Annotated in this window: 29 protein-coding genes and 3 pseudogenes; 7 read left to right on the top strand and 25 right to left on the bottom strand. The window is 26.9% G+C overall.

Annotation, left to right across the window (positions count from 1 at the left end; translation table 11 throughout):
* Window positions 1-126: pseudogene (locus NG904_RS14675) on the top strand (IS3 family transposase); the annotation flags it as partial.
* Window positions 127-193: 67 nt separating this feature from the next.
* On the opposite strand, the gene NG904_RS14670 reads toward NG904_RS14675, so the two are convergent.
* The 12 genes and pseudogenes from NG904_RS14670 to NG904_RS14615 all read right to left on the bottom strand — a co-directional run bounded on the left by NG904_RS14670 (window position 194) and on the right by NG904_RS14615 (window position 8,229).
* Entirely contained in the window at window positions 194-640 is a 447-nt protein-coding gene (locus tag NG904_RS14670; protein WP_252232382.1) for a hypothetical protein, read from the bottom strand.
* 376 nt (window positions 641-1,016) lie between these two features.
* Window positions 1,017-1,682 carry a 3-oxoacid CoA-transferase subunit B gene (locus NG904_RS14665; RefSeq protein WP_012423599.1) on the bottom strand — a complete coding sequence of 222 codons (666 nt, stop codon included), beginning with the start codon at window positions 1,680-1,682 and terminating at the stop codon, window positions 1,017-1,019.
* On the bottom strand, window positions 1,683-2,336 hold the full coding sequence (gene ctfA / locus NG904_RS14660) for a butyrate--acetoacetate CoA-transferase subunit A (RefSeq protein WP_252232380.1): 654 nt from the start codon (window positions 2,334-2,336) through the stop codon (window positions 1,683-1,685). It abuts the gene before it with no gap.
* Between the two features lie 85 nt (window positions 2,337-2,421).
* The gene (locus tag NG904_RS14655; protein WP_252232397.1) at window positions 2,422-2,847 is read right to left on the bottom strand and encodes an aldehyde dehydrogenase family protein; all 426 of its coding nucleotides are present in this window, start codon (window positions 2,845-2,847) and stop codon (window positions 2,422-2,424) included.
* Between the two features lie 759 nt (window positions 2,848-3,606).
* A complete protein-coding gene (adc, locus tag NG904_RS14650) occupies window positions 3,607-4,347 on the bottom strand; it encodes an acetoacetate decarboxylase (RefSeq protein ID WP_252232378.1) in 741 nt (246 codons plus the stop codon).
* Between the two features lie 450 nt (window positions 4,348-4,797).
* Window positions 4,798-5,298 carry a hypothetical protein gene (locus tag NG904_RS14645; RefSeq protein WP_252232376.1) on the bottom strand — a complete coding sequence of 167 codons (501 nt, stop codon included), beginning with the start codon at window positions 5,296-5,298 and terminating at the stop codon, window positions 4,798-4,800.
* 104 nt (window positions 5,299-5,402) lie between these two features.
* Entirely contained in the window at window positions 5,403-5,915 is a 513-nt protein-coding gene (locus NG904_RS14640; protein WP_252232395.1) for a GrpB family protein, read from the bottom strand.
* A 19-nt stretch (window positions 5,916-5,934) separates the two neighbouring features.
* Window positions 5,935-6,477 (bottom strand): GNAT family N-acetyltransferase, encoded by a 543-nt coding sequence (locus NG904_RS14635; RefSeq protein WP_252232374.1) that lies wholly within the window; start codon window positions 6,475-6,477, stop codon window positions 5,935-5,937.
* Between the two features lie 114 nt (window positions 6,478-6,591).
* Window positions 6,592-6,927 (bottom strand): hypothetical protein, encoded by a 336-nt coding sequence (locus NG904_RS14630; protein ID WP_012425411.1) that lies wholly within the window; start codon window positions 6,925-6,927, stop codon window positions 6,592-6,594.
* Between the two features lie 81 nt (window positions 6,928-7,008).
* Window positions 7,009-7,560, bottom strand: a complete 552-nt coding sequence (locus NG904_RS14625) for a GNAT family N-acetyltransferase (protein ID WP_252232372.1) — start codon at window positions 7,558-7,560, stop codon at window positions 7,009-7,011.
* 33 nt (window positions 7,561-7,593) lie between these two features.
* A complete protein-coding gene (locus tag NG904_RS14620; RefSeq protein WP_252232370.1) occupies window positions 7,594-7,851 on the bottom strand; it encodes a DUF3795 domain-containing protein in 258 nt (85 codons plus the stop codon).
* 74 nt (window positions 7,852-7,925) lie between these two features.
* A pseudogene (locus NG904_RS14615) lies at window positions 7,926-8,229 on the bottom strand (TfoX/Sxy family protein).
* Window positions 8,230-8,453: 224 nt separating this feature from the next.
* On the opposite strand from NG904_RS14615, the gene NG904_RS14610 reads away from it, so the two are divergent.
* The gene (locus NG904_RS14610; RefSeq protein WP_252232368.1) at window positions 8,454-8,780 is read left to right on the top strand and encodes a hypothetical protein; all 327 of its coding nucleotides are present in this window, start codon (window positions 8,454-8,456) and stop codon (window positions 8,778-8,780) included.
* A 109-nt stretch (window positions 8,781-8,889) separates the two neighbouring features.
* On the opposite strand, the gene NG904_RS14605 is transcribed toward NG904_RS14610, so the two are convergent.
* On the bottom strand, window positions 8,890-9,252 hold the full coding sequence (locus NG904_RS14605; protein ID WP_252232393.1) for a stage II sporulation protein P: 363 nt from the start codon (window positions 9,250-9,252) through the stop codon (window positions 8,890-8,892).
* 141 nt (window positions 9,253-9,393) lie between these two features.
* Here NG904_RS14605 and NG904_RS14600 point away from each other — a divergent pair, with 141 nt between their 5' ends.
* Together NG904_RS14600 and NG904_RS14595 are read left to right on the top strand one after the other, a co-directional pair.
* Window positions 9,394-9,603 (top strand): helix-turn-helix transcriptional regulator, encoded by a 210-nt coding sequence (locus tag NG904_RS14600; protein WP_017353070.1) that lies wholly within the window; start codon window positions 9,394-9,396, stop codon window positions 9,601-9,603.
* Entirely contained in the window at window positions 9,596-10,063 is a 468-nt protein-coding gene (locus NG904_RS14595; protein ID WP_252232366.1) for a DUF6773 family protein, read from the top strand. The genes NG904_RS14600 and NG904_RS14595 overlap by 8 nt, the downstream gene beginning before the upstream one ends.
* Window positions 10,064-10,653: 590 nt before the next feature.
* On the opposite strand, the gene NG904_RS14590 is transcribed toward NG904_RS14595, so the two are convergent.
* The 4 genes from NG904_RS14590 to NG904_RS14575 all read right to left on the bottom strand — a co-directional run bounded on the left by NG904_RS14590 (window position 10,654) and on the right by NG904_RS14575 (window position 14,696).
* Window positions 10,654-12,027, bottom strand: coding sequence for an AAA family ATPase (locus NG904_RS14590; protein WP_252232364.1), 1,374 nt, complete (start codon window positions 12,025-12,027; stop codon window positions 10,654-10,656).
* Between the two features lie 316 nt (window positions 12,028-12,343).
* On the bottom strand, window positions 12,344-12,790 hold the full coding sequence (locus tag NG904_RS14585) for a GNAT family N-acetyltransferase (protein ID WP_252232362.1): 447 nt from the start codon (window positions 12,788-12,790) through the stop codon (window positions 12,344-12,346).
* A gap of 162 nt (window positions 12,791-12,952) precedes the next feature.
* Window positions 12,953-14,002, bottom strand: a complete 1,050-nt coding sequence (locus tag NG904_RS14580; RefSeq protein WP_252232360.1) for a galactose ABC transporter substrate-binding protein — start codon at window positions 14,000-14,002, stop codon at window positions 12,953-12,955.
* Between the two features lie 133 nt (window positions 14,003-14,135).
* Window positions 14,136-14,696, bottom strand: a complete 561-nt coding sequence (locus tag NG904_RS14575; RefSeq protein WP_252232357.1) for a helix-turn-helix domain-containing protein — start codon at window positions 14,694-14,696, stop codon at window positions 14,136-14,138.
* 160 nt (window positions 14,697-14,856) lie between these two features.
* On the opposite strand from NG904_RS14575, the gene NG904_RS14570 reads away from it, so the two are divergent.
* The gene (locus NG904_RS14570; protein ID WP_252232355.1) at window positions 14,857-15,729 is read left to right on the top strand and encodes a DMT family transporter; all 873 of its coding nucleotides are present in this window, start codon (window positions 14,857-14,859) and stop codon (window positions 15,727-15,729) included.
* A gap of 68 nt (window positions 15,730-15,797) precedes the next feature.
* On the opposite strand, the pseudogene NG904_RS14565 reads toward NG904_RS14570, so the two are convergent.
* The 4 genes and pseudogenes from NG904_RS14565 to NG904_RS14550 all read right to left on the bottom strand — a co-directional run.
* A pseudogene (locus NG904_RS14565) lies at window positions 15,798-15,950 on the bottom strand (cupin domain-containing protein); the annotation flags it as partial.
* 163 nt (window positions 15,951-16,113) lie between these two features.
* Entirely contained in the window at window positions 16,114-18,207 is a 2,094-nt protein-coding gene (locus NG904_RS14560) for a serine hydrolase domain-containing protein (RefSeq protein WP_252232353.1), read from the bottom strand.
* A 402-nt stretch (window positions 18,208-18,609) separates the two neighbouring features.
* Window positions 18,610-18,810: a GNAT family N-acetyltransferase gene (locus NG904_RS14555; protein ID WP_252215467.1), complete on the bottom strand. Its 201-nt coding sequence runs from the start codon at window positions 18,808-18,810 to the stop codon at window positions 18,610-18,612.
* Window positions 18,811-18,827: 17 nt separating this feature from the next.
* The gene (locus NG904_RS14550) at window positions 18,828-19,169 is read right to left on the bottom strand and encodes a hypothetical protein (RefSeq protein ID WP_252232351.1); all 342 of its coding nucleotides are present in this window, start codon (window positions 19,167-19,169) and stop codon (window positions 18,828-18,830) included.
* A 332-nt stretch (window positions 19,170-19,501) separates the two neighbouring features.
* On the opposite strand from NG904_RS14550, the gene NG904_RS14545 reads away from it, so the two are divergent.
* On the top strand, window positions 19,502-19,945 hold the full coding sequence (locus tag NG904_RS14545) for a hypothetical protein (RefSeq protein WP_252232349.1): 444 nt from the start codon (window positions 19,502-19,504) through the stop codon (window positions 19,943-19,945).
* A gap of 80 nt (window positions 19,946-20,025) precedes the next feature.
* Here the strand turns inward: NG904_RS14545 and NG904_RS14540 are convergent, their stop codons facing one another.
* From NG904_RS14540 to NG904_RS17660, 4 genes are all read right to left on the bottom strand, one after another.
* Complete coding sequence (locus tag NG904_RS14540) at window positions 20,026-20,514, bottom strand: GNAT family N-acetyltransferase (protein WP_252232348.1); 489 nt, start codon at window positions 20,512-20,514, stop codon at window positions 20,026-20,028.
* A gap of 396 nt (window positions 20,515-20,910) precedes the next feature.
* Window positions 20,911-21,369 carry a hypothetical protein gene (locus NG904_RS14535; RefSeq protein WP_252232346.1) on the bottom strand — a complete coding sequence of 153 codons (459 nt, stop codon included), beginning with the start codon at window positions 21,367-21,369 and terminating at the stop codon, window positions 20,911-20,913.
* 223 nt (window positions 21,370-21,592) lie between these two features.
* Window positions 21,593-23,002: a reverse transcriptase domain-containing protein gene (locus NG904_RS14530; protein ID WP_502801466.1), complete on the bottom strand. Its 1,410-nt coding sequence runs from the start codon at window positions 23,000-23,002 to the stop codon at window positions 21,593-21,595.
* A gap of 16 nt (window positions 23,003-23,018) precedes the next feature.
* On the bottom strand, window positions 23,019-23,390 hold the full coding sequence (locus tag NG904_RS17660) for a hypothetical protein (protein WP_502801465.1): 372 nt from the start codon (window positions 23,388-23,390) through the stop codon (window positions 23,019-23,021).
* A gap of 1,014 nt (window positions 23,391-24,404) precedes the next feature.
* On the opposite strand from NG904_RS17660, the gene NG904_RS14525 reads away from it, so the two are divergent.
* Window positions 24,405-24,731, top strand: a complete 327-nt coding sequence (locus NG904_RS14525; RefSeq protein ID WP_252232345.1) for a hypothetical protein — start codon at window positions 24,405-24,407, stop codon at window positions 24,729-24,731.
* The last annotated feature ends 121 nt before the right edge of the window (window positions 24,732-24,852 follow it).

Here is a 24,852-nt window from a genome sequence, read left to right as displayed (position 1 = left end):
AATGCGCCACAAGAATCGTTCTTCGGCCATATGAAGGATGAAATTGATTTTAGCAAGTGTCACACTCTTAGTGATGTAATTGATTCTATTGAAGACTAAATAGACTATTACAATAATTATAGATAGCAATGGAACTTAAAAAAGATGACTCCTAACCAATATAGAAATCATCTTTTACTAGCTTCATAACCTTTTAATACTCTGACCTTGACATAGGGTCCTCTTTAGAAATAAGCAAAAATCTACTTTTCTTTATTTTTTCAGAGGTGGTAACAAATCCACAAATGCCATTTATTCCCCAATATGTTTTATCTGATTTTAAAACATTTGGAATAAAACACGCATGTAAGAATTCATGTATTGTAATAAAAATAAAGATAACAGGGATAAATAATAATGTTACTAAATGTAATTCCAATGTAATGTTGAATCCTTCATTGCTTTTTAAGAAATCTTGTAGTGGTGTATATAAGTTATAGAAAATAAACATTTCAATTGCGCCATTTATCAACATAAATGGTGTAGATAATAAAATAGTCCATGTAAAATTAGATGGCTCTTTTATTTTTTTCCAATTGTTTAATGTAAGTTTTTCACTTAACGCCTTATCTGTATCTGGAAGTTTTTTTATGTATTTCATTTAAAGTAATTCCTTTCATTAACAGCTCGTCTACAATTCACTAAGCCATATGTAATTTTTATTTAATTATATCATGTATTTAATACCAAATTATTCAATTCGTAAAGAACATTTTTTATTACTTCTAATATCATATATTTTACCTCTATATTATGTAAATTGTTTATTTAGGATAATTATAACATATTGTAAATATCACATTATTATATTGTTTTACCAACTTATTATTATAATAAAAGTATTCTGTAATAAACGCTTTATTCATATTGGATTTATGTCTAAATATATAAACATAAATCCAAACTAAATAGTGGATAATTTTGTTTTTATATAAAATCATCTAAACTCTCATAAAAAAGCCATCATGCTATAAATTTTATACAGCCATACGTTTTATATCATCTGGAATAATTAAATTTGCTTCTGTTAAAGACTTAATTTCATCGATTGTTGTATAATCACTAATCTCCCTTAAAAATAATCCCTTATCTGTTACTTCAATTACACAAAGTTCTGTAATAATTAAGTTTACTTGTGATTTTGCAGTTAATGGTAATCTACATTTTTTAAGAATTTTAGGTTTTCCCTTTCCAGTATGCTGCATGGCTACAATTACTTTTTTAGCACCTGTTACTAAATCCATAGCTCCACCCATACCTGGCACCATTTTACCTGGAATAATCCAATTAGCTATACTACCTTCCTCATCTACCTCTAAAGCTCCAAGTACAGTAGCATCAACATGTCCACCTCTAATTAATGCAAAGGACATAGAACTATCAAAGAATGCTGCTTCTGGTAATGCTGTTACACATTGTCCACCAGCATTTATTATATTTGCATCTTCATGTCCTGATGTTGGTACTGCACCCATTCCAATCATTCCATTTTCAGATTGAAAGAATACATGCTTGTCTTTTGGTACATAATTTGCAACCAATGTTGGAAGTCCTATTCCAAGGTTTACAAGTTGTCCGTCCTCTAATTCTTTTGCAACCCTTTTTGCAATTATTTGTCTTGCTAATTTACTATCTGTAATCACTTAAATTTCCTCCCTTATTATATAATTTACTAATACACCTGGAGTCATTATATCTTCCCTATTTAATTCTTCAAATTCAACTAAATTTTCAGCTTCCATTATTACAGTATCAGCCGCCATTGCAATATAAGGATTAAAGTTTTTTGTAGTTCCTTTATAACAAGTGTTTCCGAATTCATCTACTATACTTCCCTTTACTAGTGAAACATCTGCTTTTAATGGAAGTTCTAATAAATATTCTTTACCATCAATTAAAATCTTACGTTTTCCCTTTTCTACAATTGTTCCTATTCCTGTTGATGTTAGTACTCCACCTAAACCAGAACCTGCCGCACGTATTCTTTCAATTAATGTTCCTTGTGGAGAAAGTTCCACCTCCATTTCCCCACTATTCATTCTCCTTCCGGTCTCAGGATTTGTCCCTATATGAGAAGCTATTACCTTTTTTACCTGACCATTTACAACTAATTTACCTATGCCTTTATCTGGGTATCCGGTATCGTTTCCTATTATAGTTAGATTTTTTATATTTAAATTTACCAACATATCAATTATGGTTTCAGGACTTCCACAATCTAAGAAACCACCAATCATAATTGTCATTCCATCTTTAAAAATAGACTTTAGATCTTCAAGCTTAACTATTTTATTCATGTTAATATCTCCTTCTTTTTTTAGAATATATAATACTTCATATAAAACTGCTAAATATATTGAAATGATTGTATTGATCTATCATCTAACCTGCAAGTACACATCTTCTTTGTTTTGTAAAATTCCTTGCAGAAGTTATAACTTCACCTGTAGGTCCTGCAATAGTAAAAGTTGTAAAGCCTTCTGTACCTGGAGTATATTTATCTACCAATTCATGCTTTAATATTTTATCTTCATATCTTCCCATGTGTGTTTCATCTAAAATCATTTTTGCTAATATTTCTTTATTCTCCAATGTAGCCTTTCTTATACCTTTTATAATTCTTTCCCTATCTTCTTTTGTATAATAAAGACTTAATTTCTTTTGTGCATAAATTGCCTTTGTAATAGCATTTTCAACTTTTTTAAATACTCCTAGATATGATTCTTTATTATTAGATTTGTCATCTTCAGTTCTTTTTGTAATTTTTAAATCATTTGTTTGCGATAATACTGATAAGTTTCTTTCCATATTGCTCCTCCTCATAGTTATAAAATTTTCACACAAAAACCCATAAGAGCTTTTGATTTGTATTTTTTATTAATTAGACTATATTTTAAACCATATAATATTGTATTATAATGGTGAGTTGGCATTTGAATTTAATTAAAACAAATCATTAATTAAAGCTTTTATTAATTTTTACTATATTGAACTACTTTAGTAAAAATTTCTATAAGATTGAAAAATTTGAGTTATTTGGATATATGGTGCTACTTGAAAATAGTAAGATGTTATAAAAAGTTTTATTAATTATAAAAATACTATAATTTTCTTATTTAATTACTTCTTTGTAAATTTATTGAAATGTTTGTATAAATAGTATATTATCACTAAATTATCCAAAATCAATATTTAAATTCAATAAAATTACTCACAGCTAGATAAAACGTTAACAAAACGAGAGCTGGTTATATATTTTTATATCATAAATTCTAAAGAACAGTTATAGGAAAATTAAAAAAAATATCGAATTTTTTTAATTTTTCTGAAAACCTTTTAATAGATATAAATAATTTTAAGAATTCGTAGTATAAATTGTAGTTTGATAATTCTTTATTATTGCTTTCAAAAATGACTATGTTTTAAACATTTATTAAAACTTTTCTAATTTTCTAAATACTAAAAAAAGAATATGATCTCTATACTAAATAGAAACCATATTCTTAACTTAGATTTTTTAATTATTTATAACAGTTTGCAATTTATTTTATTTATTAATATATTAAATTACTTTTTAAGATAATCATATATAACCTCGGGAGATGGAAGTGTTAAGTCTGTGAGAATATGAGAACTTGAAACTATTTCTTTTACAGGTAAGTCATTAAATGGTGCCATAGCATGATCAAATAATTGTAATCTTGCAGGACCAGTCCATGCCTCATGTACAGTAATGTCTTTAATTTGTGCAGATATTAGCTCACATATTCTTGGAGTTCCATCATAGTTAGGTATAATTTTTAACATAAAATTAGGACGACAAATTTGTTCCTTTGCTTCATTTAGATCTAATTGTTTATGCTTATACCCCATAGTTGCTATTGCTACTCTTAATTTTCCATAATCTAATGTACCAACTAGTGTGTCTGAATCAACAAATAGCTTAGGATAACCAAGTTTTTTAGGATATGCACTAAGTTCTCTTCCAACGGCAATAGCTGGCTGATTATCTAAATACATCATATGCAAATAGTCACCCTTTTTACCATTATAGCTTACTGGTATAGCTTGTCCACATTCTGTATAAGATCCCAATCCACTTGTATCAGGCATAGCCATCATTTCAAATCTAACTAAAGGATCATCTCCTAATTCTAAAGGTTCTGGTACAACCTTGCGTAAAGCATCAGCATCAGTACGGTATATAATATTAAAATATTCACGGTTATGGAACCTGTAAGGTCCTCTTGGGAATGCTGGAGCTGTTAGTGGTGTTGTAATTTGTTTAGATACTTCACTTTTTAACATAACTATTCATCTTCTTACCTTAAATATTTGACATTCTCATTTTAACTTAATTGTATTTTTAAATTATAATGTCATTATAGTATAAATGCTATAGATAGATACTAAATCTTAATACTACAATTTCATATTACTCTAAAACACAGCTTATAATTAAAATTGAGATTTAAGATTTATTAAATGGAAATGAATCTTTGGATATGTCATTACCCTTTAAAAAGATTAATACGTAATGTAGAAATAACTGAATTATAAATAAACCAATTATTTTTACATTATGAATAACCTAAAATATTAGTCTTAATAAAATATATCATACTATCCATTTAAAGTAAAATAATAAATAAATTTACAAATAAAATATCTATATTTCAAGTTAATAAACTTTATTATTCCATTCCCATAGTTTCCAAATCTGTATTCTTTCCAAAAGTGCAATAATTCAGATTATAATTATTCTATTTCCACTGCTAATTCTTCTAAAGAATATTTTTTATTGCATTTTGGACAATAATAAAAAATTTTAACTTTATACGTTTCTACATCTGATACATACCCATCTATATTTGTATTCCTTACTATACCTTTATACTCTTCACTAGTATTTTTTTTCATTTTTGCTCCACAAACTTTACAATTTTTCTTATATACTAAAAAATATTTTAATTCTCCAAATCCAAATGACCATTCTTTTCCTTTTACTTTTGGTACATTATATCTTGCATAAAACATATTGCAAACCCTAACTCCAATAAATATTAAAGTTCCCATAAGTACAGTTGCCCCTAATATCGTCAAAAACAGTAAACCATATTGACTAAGCGTTAATCTACGTGTATTTTCAAACAGCACTTTCTTTATATAGTTGATTCGAAAAATATAGAGTATAAATGTGAATTTCAAGATTTTCTTATATTCTTTATTGTTTATTATCTTCTTTATTAAATTATTCATAATTATTTTGTTCTCCCTGTTACTTCTTATAACTTTACTTAAATTGTAAGCCTTTCTCTTTTAACTGTTTATTTAATTTATAACACCCAATCTTAACTTAAAACTTATTTTTCTAATCCACATTTCTTATATATTTCTAAAATTATTGGTTGTTTTCCTTTAATATAAGAATCTATATCTTCAGGATATTTTAATGCCATCTTTTTTTTAATAACACTATACCTATCTTTATCTTCTTTATGCTTTCTTAGATAATCTCTAAAAGTAACATGACGATATAACTCTTTATTGTCTTTACCACATACATATAAATGATGTACCATCAAATGTGGTTTATTTGAATATTTAAACGCTTCTCTACCATATATTCCCAAATCGCCTTCATGAATATAACCAAGGGTTTCCAATGCTTTTTTAACTTCATCAAAATTTCTATCAATCACAATATCAATATCTATAATTGGCTTTGCTGCTAATCCTTCCACAGATGTGCTTCCTACATGCTCAATTGAAATAATTTTTCCAAATAAAACTGCTAATAATTCATCTTTTATACTTTCAAAACTCTCTTTCCATTTTGGATTATAATCTTCTACTATTACATGTTTAGTTATCATCAAAAATTTTCCTTCCAAATTAGAATTTATATAAATCTACTAATTTAATCCAATATCTTTGAGTTATAGTATTATCATTTGGGTCAAATATTTCGTTTTCTAATACTCCACCGTTTGAAATAATAGTCTTAGCAGATGCAATATTCTCTTTATCACAAGTAATTAGAACTTCTTTTATGTTCAATTCAATGGATTTTTTTAATGCTAATTTTAACATTTCTGTTGCATATCCTTTTCTTCTTTCTAATTTTCTAACACTATATCCAATATGCCCTCCAAAATTTAATAAATATTCATTTAACCTATGTCTAATATCAATCATTCCAATTAATTTTCCACTTTTATCTAAAGCGAGATATGTTGTCGCTGGTACCAAACCGTCTCTAACAGTTTCCTCATTTAAATTGTCCTTAAAAGCCTTATACCACTCTTCAAATGATTTTGAATTTGCCAATCCTGCTGAGCCATCTATACTATCTCCATTTTTAATAAACTCTTTTTTATAGTCCATTAAAATTTCTTTATATTCGACATTTGGCAAAACTAATTTCAGTCTATTCATTTTATTACCTCCAAATCCATTATTACTTGTAACACTTTAAAATAATTATTGTTCGTACTGAATTAAACTATTCTACAAATTTACTATTTATATACTCAACCTAAAACTATTGTTTTAATTAGTGTCTATGGCTAATTTATCAAAAACTTTCATCACATATGAGTTTCCATCTTTTTGCTTTGAATAAAAAATAAAAGTTTCCCAAAAATCTAAATTTATAATAAACTGATACTCTCCTATTGAAAATTCCTGCAAATATTCATCTTGCATAGCCAGATTCATATCAATTGATCCTTCTAAAACTTTATTTTTATATAAAAATTGTAATACTTCTATTAATTTATTTATATCCTGATGATTTGCACTGTACTTTACAATGGAAATCGTATCACTCCCTGCAACTTTATGTACTTCCCAACCATTATTAGCTTTTTTAATTATCTTATACATGTTATCTATCTCACCCACAACTTACTGTTTGTATTTAGCTATTTAACAAGTAATATCTTTTTATTTAGATTAAATTGATACTTATTTTATAATTTTCCCCATGATAATTTCATCACGGTATGTTCCATCTTTAAGTTTATATGCATTCTTTGTAGTACCCCAAACTTCAAATCCATACTTTTTATATAAAACTTTTGCTTTTTTATTATCTGCAAATACACTAAGTTCAATTTGCTCATATCCCATCTTTTTTGCTTGTTCAATTATGGTTTTAATAAGTATACTTCCAATACTATTGTTCCAATATTTTTCTTTAATAGAAATTCCAAATACTGCTCTATGTTTAAGTTTAAGATGATTTCTCACACAGGTAATACTAGCATTACCTGCAAGTTCATCATTTACAAATGCAGCAATCATTATGTCTTTATCACTAATCAAATTGTTCTTAAGGTGCTCTCTTTCTTTATTAACCGTAGTTCTAATTTCTTCAGGATATCTAACCATGAAATATGTTTCTTTTGATGTCATTTTTAAATATTCAATCATTTTTTCTGCATCCTGTTCATCTGGGCTTCTTAAAATGCATTCTGTTCCATCTTTTAATTCTACTTTAATTTCTCCAAATTTCATTATCATTGTCTCCTTATAATTTAAATCACCTTTTTATTCTTTTGCCCACTTTTTACATTGTTCAATTTTAGGAATTGGATTAAATCCCTGTTCTGCGCCCATTGTTGAGAGCATTTCACAAGGAAAATCTATACATTTTCCACAATGGTCTAATTGATTTCCCTCACAGCAAGACTTAACACCACATTGTCCTCCCCAAAAAGGTTTTTTCATTTTTATACATCCAGTGCAATGTACTTCGTTTTTTCTTTTACATTGATTACAACAAACTCCACATCTTGATTCAAACATATCATATGCCTCCAATAATTTATATTTTATATAGATAAATTACTATTTAAAGTACTCAACCTTAAATTTAAAAATTATTTTTTCTTTTTTACCTTTGGAGTAGGAAGTTCTTCATACATCTCCGTAATCAATCTACATAAGAATTCTTTGTTATCAACATTATCAATCAAAAGCATTGGTTTTGCACCATCATAAGGCAATTCCTCAGTTGCCTCTGTCATCAACTGTCTACTCACTTTGGTTATCTTAACCAAAAAACGATCATCATATATTCCTCCAAAAATCTTTCCTTGAAAATATAAAATATATTCTCCCATCATTTTTCTATAAGAAATATTGTTCAATAATGAAATCTAAATATTCTTGACTAGAAGCCATATCTTATTTCCTCCACAAATTACTATTTGTCTGTGAATTATATAAAAAATATTTTATTCACACTTTATTTAAATCTACTATTCCGAATTAATTATAACATATATTGTAATTTAAATATTATTCATATATTGATTAATNNATTAATCAATATATGAATAAACAAAGGGGAGGGGATCTCCATAAAAAAGAAAAATATAATTATAATTTTCTTTCCAGCAATATTAATGAGCCTATTAACAGTAATCTCATTTACTAATATGGATGTCTACAATACAAAGGGAATAGATTTTAAAGGACTTTTTATAATATCATTACTTTTACTATTTCCATTATTATTTTTAATACAAGGAATTTTATGTGCTGTAAATAATACAAATATAGTTAATCTAATATTTTCATTTGGAGTGTCTATGTTAGATTATATAATATTGATGAAAATATATTTAAATGATTCAGCATTTGAATATGTTTTAATTTACTCAGTATTATGGATAATTGGATATACAATAACTTATATTGTTAAAAAAATAAAATCATCTAAAAGTAACTAAATTTACATAATTAAAATTCTTAAAGTGGACAATCATGTGATTGTCCACTTTAATCATAATTCATTTATCAACATTGCTTTAAAATACACCCTAATTTAAAAACATTTAATTAATATTCATAACTATTCTTTTGAGTTTTCTTTAAAGCTGAAACAAGTACATTTACGCACTTTTCTATATCACTGTCACTAGACATGTTATTTCCCAAATTAATAAGTAACGCATTTTTAGATAAATCCTGATTAAAGCATAACTTACCACGATTATACGAAATTATTTCTGCTTTAATTTCATTTGAACTATTTATATTTTGTAATAAATTTTCAGCAAATACCTTATTATTCTCATAATAAGGACTATTTTTAGCAAGAACTAATGTTATCTTTTTTTTATCACATTTAATACTATTTACTGCATCTCCATGTATATCTAATAAAATATTACTTGAATAATCTTTAACATCTGCTTTTATTAAATCACGTGAATTTTGATATGATTCAGTATATTCTTAGGAGCCTTGCACTTGATAAAATTAAAATATTTATTTATATATGTCGTATATATTTGACATAAAGTAACTTTTATAATAATATAGAAATATGGAGGTGATTATATGGGACGAAATATTCCTATAAAAGTTGCTCGTGCTCAACTTGATATGACGCAAAAACAACTTGCTGAAAAAGTTGGAATTTCTAGGCAAACAATGAATGCTATTGAACAGGGCGATTATAATCCAACGATTAAGCTATGCCGAGCCATTTGCAGAGCATTGGGAAAAGGACTAGATGATTTATTTTGGGAGGAAGAAAATGATGAATAAAAGAAAAAATAAATTAGATGAAATGCAAGAACAAAAACTTTTAAAAATTGAACGAAATGGCATGTGGTTTGTATTTTGGGGACTCTTTGCCACTATCCTCATTCAATCATCAATTGGTAAAGGAGATATTATAGGTGAGTTGATTGTATTCATGTGCCTTTCTATATACATTGTTTTTGCATGCTTGAAAAATGGAATTTGGGATAGAAAATTAGAAGCAAACATAAAAACTAATATCATTGTCAGTTCAATATCAGGTGTTTTATGTGGTGTAACGTCTTTTATATCTTCATATTTGAAATATGAAAAATTACTAAATTCAATCGCTACAGGAATAATTATGTTAATTTCAGTTTTTGCTTTAGCCTTTGTTACATTAACTGTATTTTCATCAATCTATAAAAAAAGAGTCAAAAAGATTGAAGAGAATTGTGAATCAAAGTCTGATGAGGCTAATTAAAAAAAACATAAAAGGACGGTAATTAATTTCCATCCTTTTATGTTTTTAACTATATTATTTTACCTCGCTGTAGCAATTATTTTTTCTCCATTCTCTTCAAACTCACTAATCAAACTTTTTCACTCAGTTTTATAACTACTTGTTAATGTAATAAGTTTCAATTTAATACACCCCCTGCTGTAAATAATCCGTGCAATAAATTAAAATCTTTCATTAAAAAATTTTGTAATACCATTTATCCCTTTTATAGCATTAATATGATTAATTGCTACTTCCTCATTATCATATTCATATATACCTTTTTTCTCAAAATCAGGGTGTTCCATATGATAAACTTTATTGTTTAAATAGTAAAGTAAAAAATGGAGATTTTATTTTCTTATAGAAATCAATCTTTTCAAACCCATTTTGGAGATAACATTTTATTGCACGTATGTTAAATGAACGTACTTCTAATATAATATCTTTGTTAAAATTCATCAAATTTATCAAAAAAAATAAAAAATCCTCCAAGATAAAATGAAAGATTTTTTAATATATTTTTTTGATTTTATACAAGTTATATCATTTATATGATATCTTTCATTTAGTTACTTTTTTAATTCTTCAAAATTAAATCTAGGTAATAAATATATTGGAATTGTATATATTTTATTGGCAATTCCACCTTTTGTTAATCCTTTAAAATAAACTGCAAAATCTATTTTTCCATTTGCTAATGATTTAGTTATGGTATTTCCTATATTTTTCCCTGATTTAACTTCTATACCATAAACATATCCATTTTCTCTATTTCTATAAACAAAATCTAACTCACCATCGCCATATACTGCAAACATAGAAGCCAAAGGTATTTTTTCTGTTAAACAATGATATACAAAGGTTTGATTTAATACCCCTTCAGTTTCTGATACTAATATATTAGCTTTTTCCAGGATATAATTTGCCATACCTACATCAGAAAGAAAATACCTTTGACTTTTCTTTACATTAGTAAAATCAAAGTCTATGAGCTTATCGCAATCTTTAACAAATTTTGAAGTATAAAACCATTGTAATACTCTATTAGTATTTTCTTTTGTTATGTTACTTGAATATTGTTTAGTAATAATCTGCTTTAATTCTTCAGCATAACTGTCTTCTTTAAATCCTTTTTTACTACTTGTAAGAGTTTTTATTATTGCAGTTACACAATCTTCAAAAATTCTAGCATTTAATATATCACCATCAAAGTATCTTGCAGATTCTTCGCAAAATACCCTTAACAATTTTTCAAATAAATTATTAATATTGTCTAAGTTGTTTTTTAAATACTCACAGACTACTTTAGGGTATCCACCTACTTTGCAATAATCTTTATATTTATCATATATAACCTTATAGTCTTCTTTAGCTGATTTTCCATATAAGTCTAAAGATTCATATGTTTTTTCTAAGTTAAGAGCACTAATAAACTCTGTAAATGATAATGGCTTTATCTCTAAGAAGTCCACATCCCCCATTGGAGACCAAAATTCCTTTTGCATTACAACTCTTCCTAAATAACTTCCTGTCATAATAAAATGTGTATTAAATTCTCTTGCAAATTGCCTTATCATATTATATATTTTATAAGATTCTTGTATTTCATCTATTATAATTATGCATTCTTCATTATCTTTAAAGTTTTTAGAATATCTCTTAAACATTTCTTTTAAAGAATTTATGTTTTCTCTATCTAATTTCCCTGTTAATCGTTCTTCTTTTATTACATCATAAATTGCAAGTAAATCCTCGCCAGTTTCTTCTAACAAATTAATATAAATTATATGCTTATAATTTTCATTAGCAAACTTTTTTACTAAGTAAGTCTTTCCAACTTGTCTTGCACCTTCTACTAATAATACTTTATTAGTATGACTGTTTTTCCATTCTAATAATTTATTATAAGCATGCCTTTTCAAGTCTATTGATTTTTCTTCCATATCATCACTTCCTTACTTTTAAACCTTACAAAATCATTATATACTAATTATTTTTTTCTTTAAACCAAATTATTCCCATACTTATTATAATCAATAAAATAGAAATAATTATATTAATGGCATCAGTTGTCTAATTAATCTTAAATTAACTGTTGCTATCTTAAAAAATATTCTTTAACTATTTGAGGTATACTAGCACTTGAAACAAAGAGATTAGATAATTAGGATGAAAATACTGCAATTAAGATTGTAAGAAGTATCAATAATCCAATGCCATATTTTAAAGAAGTCTTTAGGTAATATTGATTTAATTTTCCTATTTCTCCATAACATAGTTTATTAATATAATACCTTTTCTCTCAATCTGCTGTTCTTTAATAACTTTATAACCTCGTTTTTCAAAAAAAGGTTTTGCAGTAATTGAAGCATGGGTACTAATTTTATCCATACAAACATATTTTTCCAGTTTATCGCAAATTGCTGTTGCAATTCCTTTGTTTTGGTAATCCTTATGAACAAACAGTCTATCTAAATATCCATTATTATCGATATCTCCGAATCCGACTATAACATTATCTTCAATGGCAACAACTGTAAAATGTTCTAAAAAGGATTTATTCCATTCCTTTAAATCTATACTTCCCGTTGCCCATACATTTAACTGTTCTTCTGTATAGTCTTTTGCATTGACTAAATGAACTGTATTGTAAAATAATTCGGCTAATACCATACAATCTAATGGTTTATATTTTCTTATAATCATGTCTTTTCCTTTCCGAATACCGATTTGCCAGACTAATATACTTAAATTGGCAGTTTAGTGTTATGTTTATATTGTAAAACTATGAAATTAAAAAATAATAATTAACTACTTTTTATTTTTTAATAATTCTAATTGGAGAAAAAATTTAAGGAGTAAATATTTTTATTCCTTTTTATATTCTTTGTAAGGCAACCGAATTACAGCTCCTGTATCATCAAATTTATAATTTGTATTCTCAATAGCAGGCTTTCTATAAGCTAGATTCATTCCAACCTTATAAAGAGCTTCAGCATTAGCACCAGGATCTTGGATAACTGTACCTGTCATATATCCTTTATTAACCAATTCAATAGCTTCTGGTATTCCATCAATTCCAACAACTGGAATAGTCATTGATTTATTACCTTTGTTATACCCATATTTTTGTAAGGCTTCAATAGCACCTATCGCCATAGAATCATTATTTGAAATTATAGCTTCAATTTTGTTGCCGTATTTTAAAAATAGAGATTCAATAGCCTCTTTAGCTAAATCTTTACTCCACTCACCATTGACTGATGCAAGTTCTTCTGTTTTTACTCCAGCTTCATTAAGTGTTGAAAGAGCATACTTTGTTCTTTGATTTACTATTGGGTCACCAATTCTACCTTTTAACATAATATACTGCAATATGTTATCGCGATTTTTATCTATAGTTTCTTTATGATCCATCCATTCATCAGCAAGAATTTTTCCCTCTAGAATACCAGAGTTTTCACCAGAACTTGCTATAAAGACACCATAACGTCCAATAAACTTTATTAAATTTTCATCTGGCTCTCCAAATAAAATTAATGGAATATTTTCTTTAATTATTTTATATAGAGTATCTCCTACTTCATCTAATTTTAAAGTATGTAAATTCACAATTAAAAGATCAAAATTTTCTTTAATAGCTTTATCAATACTTTCATTTTGTATAGCTTGATTTTCTTTTGCATTAAAAAAAGTAAATTCAACTTTATCTTGATTTTCTTTTTGAATAGTTTCTAAATTTTGTTTTACAAGAGAAAGATAGTCATCAAAGTTATGTAGGAATACTCCTATTTTAATAGGAGCTCTTTTATTAAAATTTGAATTAGCACATGCATTATTTTTAGAAATTTCTATTGGTAAAACCATTATAATAACTAAAATCATAATAAATATTAATAATTTCTTTAAAATTTTCATTGCAATCCTCCATAATATTTATTTAATTAATCTTATAATGTGTTTTTAATGAGAAAATATTCTATTATATTTATTCAACAACCTATAATAAAATATAAATAAATATAATGTTTTTACTATACTATCCAAATACTTAAATAAGTGAGGGAGTAAGTACAAATAAGATATTATTTATTTGGCTACTTTTATTTATAAATTTATGCTTTACATTAGGAGGAATGCGTACAACATCTCCTTCTTCTAAAAAATACTCTATACCTTCCAATTCAACATATACCTGACCTTTCATAACAACAGCAATTTCTTCTTTATCAATGTGTGAATAATGACTTTCAGTTGTACTTGAATGAGAATTTAAATCCATCATTAATAGCTCAATATGTGCTTTCATAAAATCTGGTGTTAATACATCATAAACAATATGATCATTATTTTCACGATAAATTTTTTTACGATCTTTTTTCTTTGAAATTAGTGAATCAGTATCAATATCATTAATGAAAAGTGTAAAAAGTGGTACATTTAATGCTTTTGCAATTAGTTCCAATACATTTAGTGATGGATTTGCCTGTCCTCGTTCAATTTGGCTAATAAGCGATGTGCTAATACCTGAATAATCTGCAAATTCTCGAATAGTCATACCATTCTTCTTACGATAACTAAGTATAGTTTGACCTAAACGTTGGTAATTCATAGTATGATCTCCTTTCAATAATAATGTATTTTTTATCTGTTTTGTGCTAACATATTAAACATCTAAAATAAAGCTACTTTTCATAACACAAATATAATATAATCATCTTGTACATTATATTATACATATTTTTTTATAATAAACAAAAGGAGATAGATTAATGAAATCACGAATTAGTAGATATTTAGCTTTATTTTTTGGAGTATTTGCACTATCGACTTCAGCCATTTTTGTAAAATTAGCAGATGCTCCTTCATCAGTCATAGCATTTTATAGGTTATTTTTTTCAACATTAATACTTTTACCATTTTTATTATTTAGCAATAAAAATCGCCAAGAATTACTTTCACTGTCAAAAAGACAATGGGGGGTTGGTCTATTATCAGGCTTATTTTTAGCAATTCATTATGTTTTATGGTTTGAATCACTAAATTATACATCCATTGCAAGTTCAACAGTTATAGTTACATTGCAACCACTCTTTTCGATATCTGGTGGATATTTTTTATTTAAAGAACGTTTCAGTAAAGGAGCCTTAACTGGTTGCTTTATCGCAATCATTGGTTGTTTTATTATAGGATGGGGAGATTTTCAAGTAAGTAATCAAGCCTTCTTTGGTGATTTACTTGCCTTTATAGCAGCAGGTATGATTACTTGTTATTTTTTCGTTGGTCATTATGTTAGAAAAAATTTATCACTTGTTCCTTATTCAATAATTGGATATTCAAGTAGTGCACTTTTTTTAGCTGTTTATGCTTATAGTCAGCAAGTATCTTTTATTCATTATTCTTTACATACATGGTACTACTTTATTGGTCTAGCATTTATTGCAACTATTTTTGGACAAACCATTTTAAATTGGTTGTTAAAATGGTTAAGTACATCAGTTATATCAATGAGTATTTTAGGGGAGACAATAGGAACTTGCATTCTCGCTTATTTCATTTTAGATGAGATTGTTTCTTTACAGCAAGGCATAGGTATAATGCTGATTCTATTGGGTCTTGCCTTGTTTTTATTCCAGAAAAAATAATAGTTAGATAATTTATAGATAAGTATTGGTAAATTTTCAACTAAAAAAAGAACTTACCTCAAATGTATTTTATCATCTATGTTTATTTCAAATTGTCCTTCAGTAACTATAATGTATTCATCAACACCATCATTATGAGGAGTAGATATATGATTACAACCTAGTTCTAATTCTATAGTAAATATTTCGAAGCCCTTATTTACATCAAACGGAAATATAGTACCAATATGAAGTTTAAAATATTCATAAAATGAAATACCTAGAATTAACTTTAAATACGTTAATTCCAGGTATTTTTATATTTACTTTAATAATTCTACTTAATTTTGCTAAAAAACATCACATATAATGCTGCCATTATATGTGATATTAAATTTATCTGATCTACTCTATTGTAATATCAATTTTGCTACCTTTTTCACCACCAAACATTATATAACCACCACCTGATAATGTTGCAGTATTATTTTTAGTTAATGCGCTTTGGTTTGTACATACACCGTCTTTTGTATATACTAAAAATCCACTATTTTCAGGTAATTCTACTGTAAGTTTTTTTCCTTCTAAATTATCATTGACCTTATACCATATATTGTATCCATCATCTTTTATAGTACAACTGCTGTTACCTTTTATGATTTCTTTTAGACCATCTTGACTAATTAATATATTTTCAGCTGCTTTCATATATTCAATATTATTTTCTTTAAAGAAATTACAATCAAATGTATCCCTTCCTGCCATTACAGGAACTTCAATAACACTAATAGAATTATTTGCATCTATGATTTTGTTAGACATTTGATAACCATTATTAAAATTAACAGTTATAAAAGCTGGCAAAGCACTAAATATTTCAGAATTATACTTATCTGTTAGATTAAAATATTTATTGTTATTTCTATCTTCCCAGGCTTTACTTACTTCTACTGTTAACTTATTTTCCTCTAATTTTTGTCCCATATATTGTGCCACTGCTGTTTCTCCAACTCCTGGCAATTTTATATACGAATCAGATCTTAAGTAAATCTTACCGTCCTTACTTTCAAAAGTAATTTTTTCACTACCATCTTTTTTCAAAAATACTCCGTTACCATTATAAATATATTCTGTATCCTGTGCTTTCGCTAAAAGTGATGTATTTGAAACTGTCATTGTACCATTTTCATTCATCTTTACATTGATAATTTGTCCTGATGCACCATATGTTCCTTCATACTTTTTAATATCATCATCTATTAAGGTTTTAGTTGGCTTATCAAAAGATTTATCACTTTTTATTTCTTGAATAATACCCTTTTCTTTTAAAGCATCAAGTAACATATTGCAAGCTAAGACCTCATTATATAAGCTACTTCCACCTGTTGAGGATACTGCTACAACCATATTATACTCTGGTAATATAACAGTAGCATTGTGATAAAGTAATGTATCTCCGCCTTTTGCAATAGCTTTTATACCATATTGACTAAATGGAAATATATCTGTTCCATCAAAGCCAAGTCCATAGTTAAAAATATTTTCAGTATTATCTATGTTATCTAACCACAAACCGTTTTTGTATTCACCACTTATCATCTGATTAACAGAATTTGCTGAAAGCAATGTACCATTCTTTGTGAATATATTCCCAAATTTACACAAGTCTTGTGTTGTTGAATATATCCCACCTGCACCAATTATGTTTGTACTATCTGGTGGTGTATCTACTGTAGGTGCAATTGTACTATAAGTTTTTGCAAGCTTATCTCTATTAAATCCATCTTGTGTAGTTTTTGTATTATCCATTTTTAATGGTATTGTTATATTATCATGAATGAAATCTGTAAAGCTTTGTCCACTTACTTTTTCAACCAATATTTCCGCAAGTGTAAATCCATCATTACAATACACAGAAAATTTACCTGGTTCAGCTTTTAATCTTTGAGTTTTTAATTGCTCTAATAATTTATCATGGGCAATTGTATCATTATCATCCCATAAGATTGTTCTTGAATATGCACTCCCCATAATTCCTGATGAATGATTAAGCAACATTCTAGTCGTTATTTTTTTATATCTTTCATCTTTCATTACAAACTCTGGAATATAATTTACAATAGGCTTGTCTAAATTAACTTTTTTCATATCTACTAATTTCATTATAGCAGCTGCTGTAAAAGTCTTAGATGTTGAACCAATCCCATACATAGTATCACTAGTTATACTCCTATTACTATTTTTACTATATACCCCACTACTTCCTGATGATATTATATTACCATCATCCATAATTGTATATTGAACACTTGTTACACCATACTTTTCAACAAGCGTATTTGCCTTTTCTTTAATTGTTCCATTTACATTAATAGAATAATTAGAATCACTCTTTTCTAATGTGTTGATTGCAGCATTAACAGGTTTATTTCTATCTCCACATACTAAAGTAAGTTGCGTTGCTAGAAGTAGTGCTAACAGTTTTGAAAATTTTTTCATTAAGTTTACCTCCGAACTTTCTATATGTTTAATTTGTTATTTAATTTTAATAATTGTATTTATTTAATATTCAATTAGTTTGAGTAATTTGAATAAATACCTATATTTTTATATTATTAATTTTACCATATAATATATTTTTTGTATGTATAGGTTTATAACGTAAAAGTTATCTATGTGTATGTAAATCTATCACTATAAATCGCAAATCTATAATAAAACAAAAGGTAGAGACCTTTTATTTAATCTCTACCTTTCATTAAACGACCTTAAAAACAAATTCTTAATATATTCATTTTAATATAACAATTGTCTCTTTATCCATAAAGTTCACTACTTTTCCATAAGTATCAATGATTTCTTTCTCCTCTTCTCTCAGAGATTCATAGTTCTTTTTTAATGTCATTTTAAATTCCTATACTCACTTTCAAGAATGCTCATATTGAGCAATGACCAATATTGTTCATTTATTTTTCTACATTCTCTAAAACTTCCTTCAATATTAAATCCTGCTTTTTTATAACACGTAATTGCAGATACATTAAAATCGAATACCCCTAAATCAATTCTATGAAGATTTAATTTATTAAATGCAGTGTCCAAAATTTCTATCTTTTTCTTTAATATTTTTCTTCCTTAATTATATATCTTAAAAGAATTATAAATGAAAATATGATAAGTGTATTTTGAAAAATATAAAATATAGATCCCTTAACTTCAGATTCTTCATCCAATAAATTTGAAGCTGGCCAAAATGACATAAACGTAAGAACACCATAAGTTCCTACAATTATTTTAAGAATTAAGTTCATATTAGACAAATATGTCCAAGAAAAAGCTCCAAAACTTAGAGTAAATGCAAATATATAATTTAATATTCTTACAAAAATATTAGATTTCCCTATATCTTGCCACCAAAATATTATTAAAAGTTTCTTTACAACTAAAAGTGCTCTTTTCATACTGTCCTCCATTTTTATCTAAATATTATTAGTACTATTCCTAAAATACTTACTGATTTTAAATTCACTTAACTTCTCCAATTCGTTTAGAATAAAGTTCTGCCCACGCTTTTATTTTCATCAATACTTTTATTTCACTACTGGATCTGCGGTTCAGTTCCTACAATTTTATATTTACATTCTTCTTTTATACTTAAATACATTACATTTTGTAAATATAGATAATTTACTTTTTAGTTTAATTCGCTCTATTTTTATATTACTAATTATTACAAAATATGTTATACTTGTATAGCAACTTTTTTAATTTATGTAAATACAAGGAGGTAATTATGGAAGAAAGACTTAATCAAAGCCTTCCAGAACCAGAATTAATTGCAGAAAGTAGACGAACCTTAAATATTATACAAGCTGTATTAATAGCTTTTAGGGTTATAATCATTTTATTTTATGTTATATTATCAATTTTTGGATTAGAAGATATGTATGATGGCATTGCACAAGGCCTTTTAGAAATAGGCGTACTATTCTTCTTTTTACATACAATAAAAAATGGACATAAAAAAATTGCTATACTTCCTCTACTAGGTGGTATCGTATCTTTTAAATTTATATCCGAAAGTTTTAGTTCATCTAATGGTGATATTTTTTTAACACTTCTTAGTTGTTACATAGCACTTATGGGAATGTTCCAATTAGTATCTATGGCTTACATTCTTATAAGTAAAAGAATTGAATTTTATTGTTATTATGTTTTATACAATAAGAAAAATTAAAAATCACATAATTTAAACTTGTTCATTATGTAAACAAGCAGTCTACTGTTTTATTTAAAACTTAGACTGCTTATTTAAATTTAAAATTCTAAAATCATATCATACCATTCAGCTCCACCATGTACTGATTTAGATATACCTTGATTTTTATATCCAAACTTTGTGTAATAATGAATAAGCTTTTCTTTACAAGTTAAAATAACACCTTTTCTCCCTGCTAATCTTGATATTTCTATCATATAATTCATCAACTTAGCTGCAATTCCTTGATTACGATACTCTGGTATAACATCAAGTCCAAAAACTGTTTGGTAATCTCCATATGGAATATGTAATCTAGAATCTTCAAAGAGTTCATCATATATAACAGTTTCATTTATGACACACCCATTAATAAAACCAATTATTCTTCTATCTATTTCTGCTACAAAAAAACTTTCAGGAAATGTTTTAATACGTTCTTCAAAAGATTTTTTAGTCGCTGCTTCTGTATGTGGAAAACAGATTGCCTCCACTTTTGTTACCGAATCTAAATCCTCTATAGATACTTGTCTAATTTTAATATCCATTAATGCTCTTCCTCTCATTCTTATTGTTTTATTACTAATATTATGCTTATCACTATATTTTATTAAAACTATATATTGACTAATAATTTAGATAATTCACCATCTACTATTTCTAAATGTATATACCATGAACTTTTTCCTTTATATTATCAATCTGTTTTTTCTATTCTGTAATAACATAATTTATGATTTTTTCATCTTTAATCCTAGTGCTATAAATTACTATTACAAATTAATTATAACATATATTGTAAATATATTATTATTTAATAAATATTGTGAAACAGAAAATGCAAATTCATATTATCAACTTACTTATATCGCTTACTAAAAAATACCACATTATTCATTTATAAAAATCAAATAATATGGTATCTCACCTTATCTATAAAAAGATTAATAATATCTTGTGCAAACTTCTCTTGTAAAACCATAATCAATTATTACAAATCTTCCATTAATCATTCCCCAGCTACTTTCCCTCTTCAAATCATTCAATAGTAAATTATAGTGCCTCAAAATATTGTTTAGTTCTTTTAAACTAAACAATCCTCTTTTCCCTCTAACATTGAAGTACTTCCATACATCTGAAATGTTATATATCTTGTCTGCCTTTTCCATTATTAACAGGTTAAAGTTATTTGAAACATCTACAACTTTTGCAAATAGACCTGAATTATCATAATGCGAAATATTATACTCAGATTTATTTTGTGCAATTCCAGCTCTATTTTTTGCTACTTTGATTACATATCCATTTCCCAAATCAAATACGTCTCTACTAGAACCAGAACCAATATATCTATAATATCCTCGCTTTATATTAAACACAATTCCATTAAACATACTATTCATTTTAGACACCTGCTTTATGGTAATCACTTTATATTCATTAGTAAATATTCTATATATTATATATTATTCGTTCTACAAACAATTGGTTCAACCTGCTATTATAACACATTTTGTAAAATAGAATAGGTAAGGCTTTGAAGTAATCTCTACCTTTTCCCCTCCTCCACACCGTACACGAGAGTTTCCAACTCATACGGCGTTCCATCAATATTTACTTATATATTTATATTATACAATTTCCAACCTTTGAACGAAGTTTGTTGAGCCTTTTCAAGCTTGTTTCATCTAAGTTTAATATAATTTTATATTTTTCTATAATCTCTGTTGCTACGGCGTGAATTAATTTATGAACATCCTTTAATACAAAAGTAAGATTTTTATATTCATCTTTTCCGCCTAGTTTTTTAGGTTTTTTATGATGACATTCCATATTTCCTATTTCTAGAATTTCACTAGTTACACTACACTTGCCATTTTGAGCTACATACAATGATATTCTATTATCATTATATTCTGTTGTTTGCCCTTGCACAGGATTTTCCATAATATAATGCAAAATTTTATGATTTATCTCTTTTAAATTATCATGGATTCTTTTTCTTCCTTCTTCTGTATAGTTACAAATTTCTTGCCTGAAATTCATAGCGTTTGATGTTTTAATTCCAGCTATAGGAAATAATATCAATCCTGCTATATACCATTTTTTATAGTTGTATTTGCCATAGAATTCTTCATATGCTTTGGTTATTACACCAGTATCACTTCGTATTCGGTATAGTCTATTATTTAAGCTCTTGCTGACTAAGAAATATACTTTATGAAAGTCTATATTTATGTGTGTTGCTACCTTGTAGTAATTATGCATCCCCAATATTGTTGCATTGTATCTATTGACACTATTCACATTAGGATGTTTCTGCATATTTTTTACCTTTGTTTTGATTTCTTTTACGATGTTTTTAGTAGCTTTATCACTTATGTGTGATTTTACCACATGTCTTTGACTTTTTTTCTGTACTTTAAGTCTAAACCCTAGAAAATTGGAGTAATTCTTTTTTAAGTTTACTACCATGGATTTTTCTAAACTTATTTCCAAGTTTAATCTTTCTTTTAACCATTGTTTTGTTGCAATAAACACTTTCTGTGCTGTATTATGGCTTCTACAAAATATCTTAAAGTCGTCCGCATAGCGCACTATATACATTTCTTTTAGATTGGAAGCCCTTTTTAAGGCTATATATTTATTCAATTGGGTATATTGATGTTTAGTTTTAAATATTTCCCATTGACTGCTTATCCACCAATCTAATTCATTAAGAACAATATTTGAAAGTAATGGAGATAAAATCCCACCTTGCGGAGTTCCTTTTGTTGGAATCCCTACATCTTCTATTTCAGCTTTTAAGAGTTTTGATATAATACATAGTAAATTTTTGTCTTGTATCCCCATAGACCATAATTGTTTTAATAATTTGCTGTGGTCTACATTATCAAAGAATCCCTTAATGTCAACATCAACTACATGATGTAGTTTACCTATGTTTGCTAGTGTCATTGCTCTCGCTATCGCATGATGTGTGCTTCTATTTGGTCTGAATCCATAACTATGATTATAGAATTTAGCTTCGCATATAGGTTCTAAAATTTGTTTAATACATTGTTGGAATGCCTAAAGGTCTTGTTTCACCATTTTCTTTTGGTATTTCAACTCTTCTCACAGGGTTTGGCTCATAATTGCTAAGCCTACCAACTACGTATTGTACTAATTTTTTGGGGTTGTTTTCTCCAATTTCTATAATTGTATTCTCATTAGTTCCTTTTGTTTTACTACCCTTATTTTTCTTAATGTTTCTATATGCTAATAGTATATTTTGTTCGTTTAGTATTAAACTTAATAGGTTATCAAATTTCTTGCCATTTAAGCTTTTTTCATATAGTTCATCAAATATTTTTTGAATATCATAGTATTCATTATTTCTTAGCAGTTGTCTCTTTTTAAACTTCTTTTCCTTTGTTGCCATTAGTCGATTACTCACCTCATGATTTTCATCTCTCTTAGTCTTACACGAACCTAATAATTATTGTATTTATAAATTTTAATGTAAATATTAACTTGTGGCTATCCCTCCGCTTGCTTTCGCAAGTTTCAACGGTACTGTGCCACTACTTTCACTGATATTAAAGCAAGTTATAATTTTCATCTTTCCTTGCTAACATTTCACAGGAAACAAGTCCTCAATGTTATCAGCTTACCACGTTCCAACAATCGTATCCTTGTATATACTCTTAGGTAATTCCTTTAAGCCTGTTTGCTTGATACTGCCTGTAACAGTATAAGGACTTTCATAGCGGTATGTTTTACTCATCCCCACAAACCCTATATTTTAAATAGGCATGATATTTTTACCATGTATAATTCTAGACCCTTTCATTCGGAATTTCGTCAGTCACTTATTTATCCATAACCATTCTTACCATAAGTATTTTATGGATTCCCGACCTATCATACACTCGACTACCTCTAGTTCGCATTTCCTCTGCTTGACCAGTTAGGGTGTACTCTCAGTCGACTTCACCGAGCTTATAACATTTCTATTCTTATTCATACAAATGCTATTCGGAGTATTAGAATAGCCCTTCAAGACGTTACTCTTTCATTTGACTTTTCAGATTATCAGTTCTACTAATTCAGTCGAATTAGTGGCTAATCTTTTCAATTAGCAACGTGTCGCACTATCACATTATTCAATTTTCCAAGAACATTTTTTGATTTACTCCACAAAATCTACATCTATTTGCTATTCCAGCACACTACAAGCATATTTTTTATATAGTAATCATACTATCTACTATGAATTATTATTTATAAGTAGGTGTAATAATGACATTTTTAGATAATATTAAAAGTATGTATTATACCTTATTAAAAATTTCATAACATATTAATTATCTTTTACCACTCCAATTATTTCCTTAATAATATCTGTTTTTTAGATTAAACTATTATTAATAGAAATAAGTGAGGTGTCTATATTATGAAATTCTCAAAAATTATAATATTAACTATGGTATTTATGTTGATATTTTTAGATAATGTTAATGCTACTGTTATTGGTCCAACATCAGCATCTTATAAAGAAGGTATTTATACCATTAATCACGTTAACGAATATACGATGACTGCTAAACTAATTACCCCTAATAGTATTACAAGTTTAGCCATAGTGGATGCTCATGGAAATCAAAAAATATTTAGAAAATTTAATAAAGCATATATTCCTACATCAGAAATATTACTTGAAGAAAGTGACTATATAGTTATTATTGGTAGTGGTGAAGTATCTCTTAATTTTTCTAAATAATGTTCCATTAAATTTTTTGTTTACTTAGGATTAACCTAACATAAGATGTATTTAAATTCTCCAAATCTATTTTTCAACATATATTATTAAAATACCACATTATTAANNTTAATAATGTGGT

The organism is Clostridium sp. ZBS15, from assembly GCF_023845705.1.
GTDB classification, from domain to species: domain Bacteria; phylum Bacillota; class Clostridia; order Clostridiales; family Clostridiaceae; genus Clostridium; species Clostridium aquiflavi.
This window is presented reverse-complemented; position numbering and strand designations above follow the sequence as displayed.

Excerpts from the sequence above, each read along its gene's own strand:
- NG904_RS14600 (WP_017353070.1), top strand. The coding sequence starts at position 9,394 with ATGGGACGAAATATTCCTATAAAAGTTGCTCGTGCTCAACTTGATATG.
- NG904_RS14635 (WP_252232374.1), bottom strand. The coding sequence starts at position 6,477 with ATGAATAGACTGAAATTAGTTTTGCCAAATGTCGAATATAAAGAAATT.
- NG904_RS14525 (WP_252232345.1), top strand. The coding sequence starts at position 24,405 with ATGAAATTCTCAAAAATTATAATATTAACTATGGTATTTATGTTGATA.
- NG904_RS14585 (WP_252232362.1), bottom strand. The coding sequence starts at position 12,790 with ATGATTATAAGAAAATATAAACCATTAGATTGTATGGTATTAGCCGAA.
- adc (WP_252232378.1), bottom strand. The coding sequence starts at position 4,347 with ATGTTAAAAAGTGAAGTATCTAAACAAATTACAACACCACTAACAGCT.
- NG904_RS14625 (WP_252232372.1), bottom strand. The coding sequence starts at position 7,560 with ATGAAATTTGGAGAAATTAAAGTAGAATTAAAAGATGGAACAGAATGC.
- ctfA (WP_252232380.1), bottom strand. The coding sequence starts at position 2,336 with ATGAATAAAATAGTTAAGCTTGAAGATCTAAAGTCTATTTTTAAAGAT.
- NG904_RS14550 (WP_252232351.1), bottom strand. The coding sequence starts at position 19,169 with ATGAAAAGAGCACTTTTAGTTGTAAAGAAACTTTTAATAATATTTTGG.
- NG904_RS14545 (WP_252232349.1), top strand. The coding sequence starts at position 19,502 with ATGGAAGAAAGACTTAATCAAAGCCTTCCAGAACCAGAATTAATTGCA.
- NG904_RS14575 (WP_252232357.1), bottom strand. The coding sequence starts at position 14,696 with ATGAATTACCAACGTTTAGGTCAAACTATACTTAGTTATCGTAAGAAG.
- NG904_RS17660 (WP_502801465.1), bottom strand. The coding sequence starts at position 23,390 with ATGGCAACAAAGGAAAAGAAGTTTAAAAAGAGACAACTGCTAAGAAAT.
- NG904_RS14610 (WP_252232368.1), top strand. The coding sequence starts at position 8,454 with ATGAGCCTATTAACAGTAATCTCATTTACTAATATGGATGTCTACAAT.
- NG904_RS14570 (WP_252232355.1), top strand. The coding sequence starts at position 14,857 with ATGAAATCACGAATTAGTAGATATTTAGCTTTATTTTTTGGAGTATTT.
- NG904_RS14590 (WP_252232364.1), bottom strand. The coding sequence starts at position 12,027 with ATGGAAGAAAAATCAATAGACTTGAAAAGGCATGCTTATAATAAATTA.
- NG904_RS14560 (WP_252232353.1), bottom strand. The coding sequence starts at position 18,207 with ATGAAAAAATTTTCAAAACTGTTAGCACTACTTCTAGCAACGCAACTT.
- NG904_RS14655 (WP_252232397.1), bottom strand. The coding sequence starts at position 2,847 with ATGGAAAGAAACTTATCAGTATTATCGCAAACAAATGATTTAAAAATT.
- NG904_RS14645 (WP_252232376.1), bottom strand. The coding sequence starts at position 5,298 with ATGAATAATTTAATAAAGAAGATAATAAACAATAAAGAATATAAGAAA.
- NG904_RS14595 (WP_252232366.1), top strand. The coding sequence starts at position 9,596 with ATGAATAAAAGAAAAAATAAATTAGATGAAATGCAAGAACAAAAACTT.
- NG904_RS14580 (WP_252232360.1), bottom strand. The coding sequence starts at position 14,002 with ATGAAAATTTTAAAGAAATTATTAATATTTATTATGATTTTAGTTATT.
- NG904_RS14540 (WP_252232348.1), bottom strand. The coding sequence starts at position 20,514 with ATGGATATTAAAATTAGACAAGTATCTATAGAGGATTTAGATTCGGTA.
- NG904_RS14670 (WP_252232382.1), bottom strand. The coding sequence starts at position 640 with ATGAAATACATAAAAAAACTTCCAGATACAGATAAGGCGTTAAGTGAA.
- NG904_RS14535 (WP_252232346.1), bottom strand. The coding sequence starts at position 21,369 with ATGAATAGTATGTTTAATGGAATTGTGTTTAATATAAAGCGAGGATAT.
- NG904_RS14620 (WP_252232370.1), bottom strand. The coding sequence starts at position 7,851 with ATGTTTGAATCAAGATGTGGAGTTTGTTGTAATCAATGTAAAAGAAAA.
- NG904_RS14640 (WP_252232395.1), bottom strand. The coding sequence starts at position 5,915 with ATGATAACTAAACATGTAATAGTAGAAGATTATAATCCAAAATGGAAA.
- NG904_RS14630 (WP_012425411.1), bottom strand. The coding sequence starts at position 6,927 with ATGTATAAGATAATTAAAAAAGCTAATAATGGTTGGGAAGTACATAAA.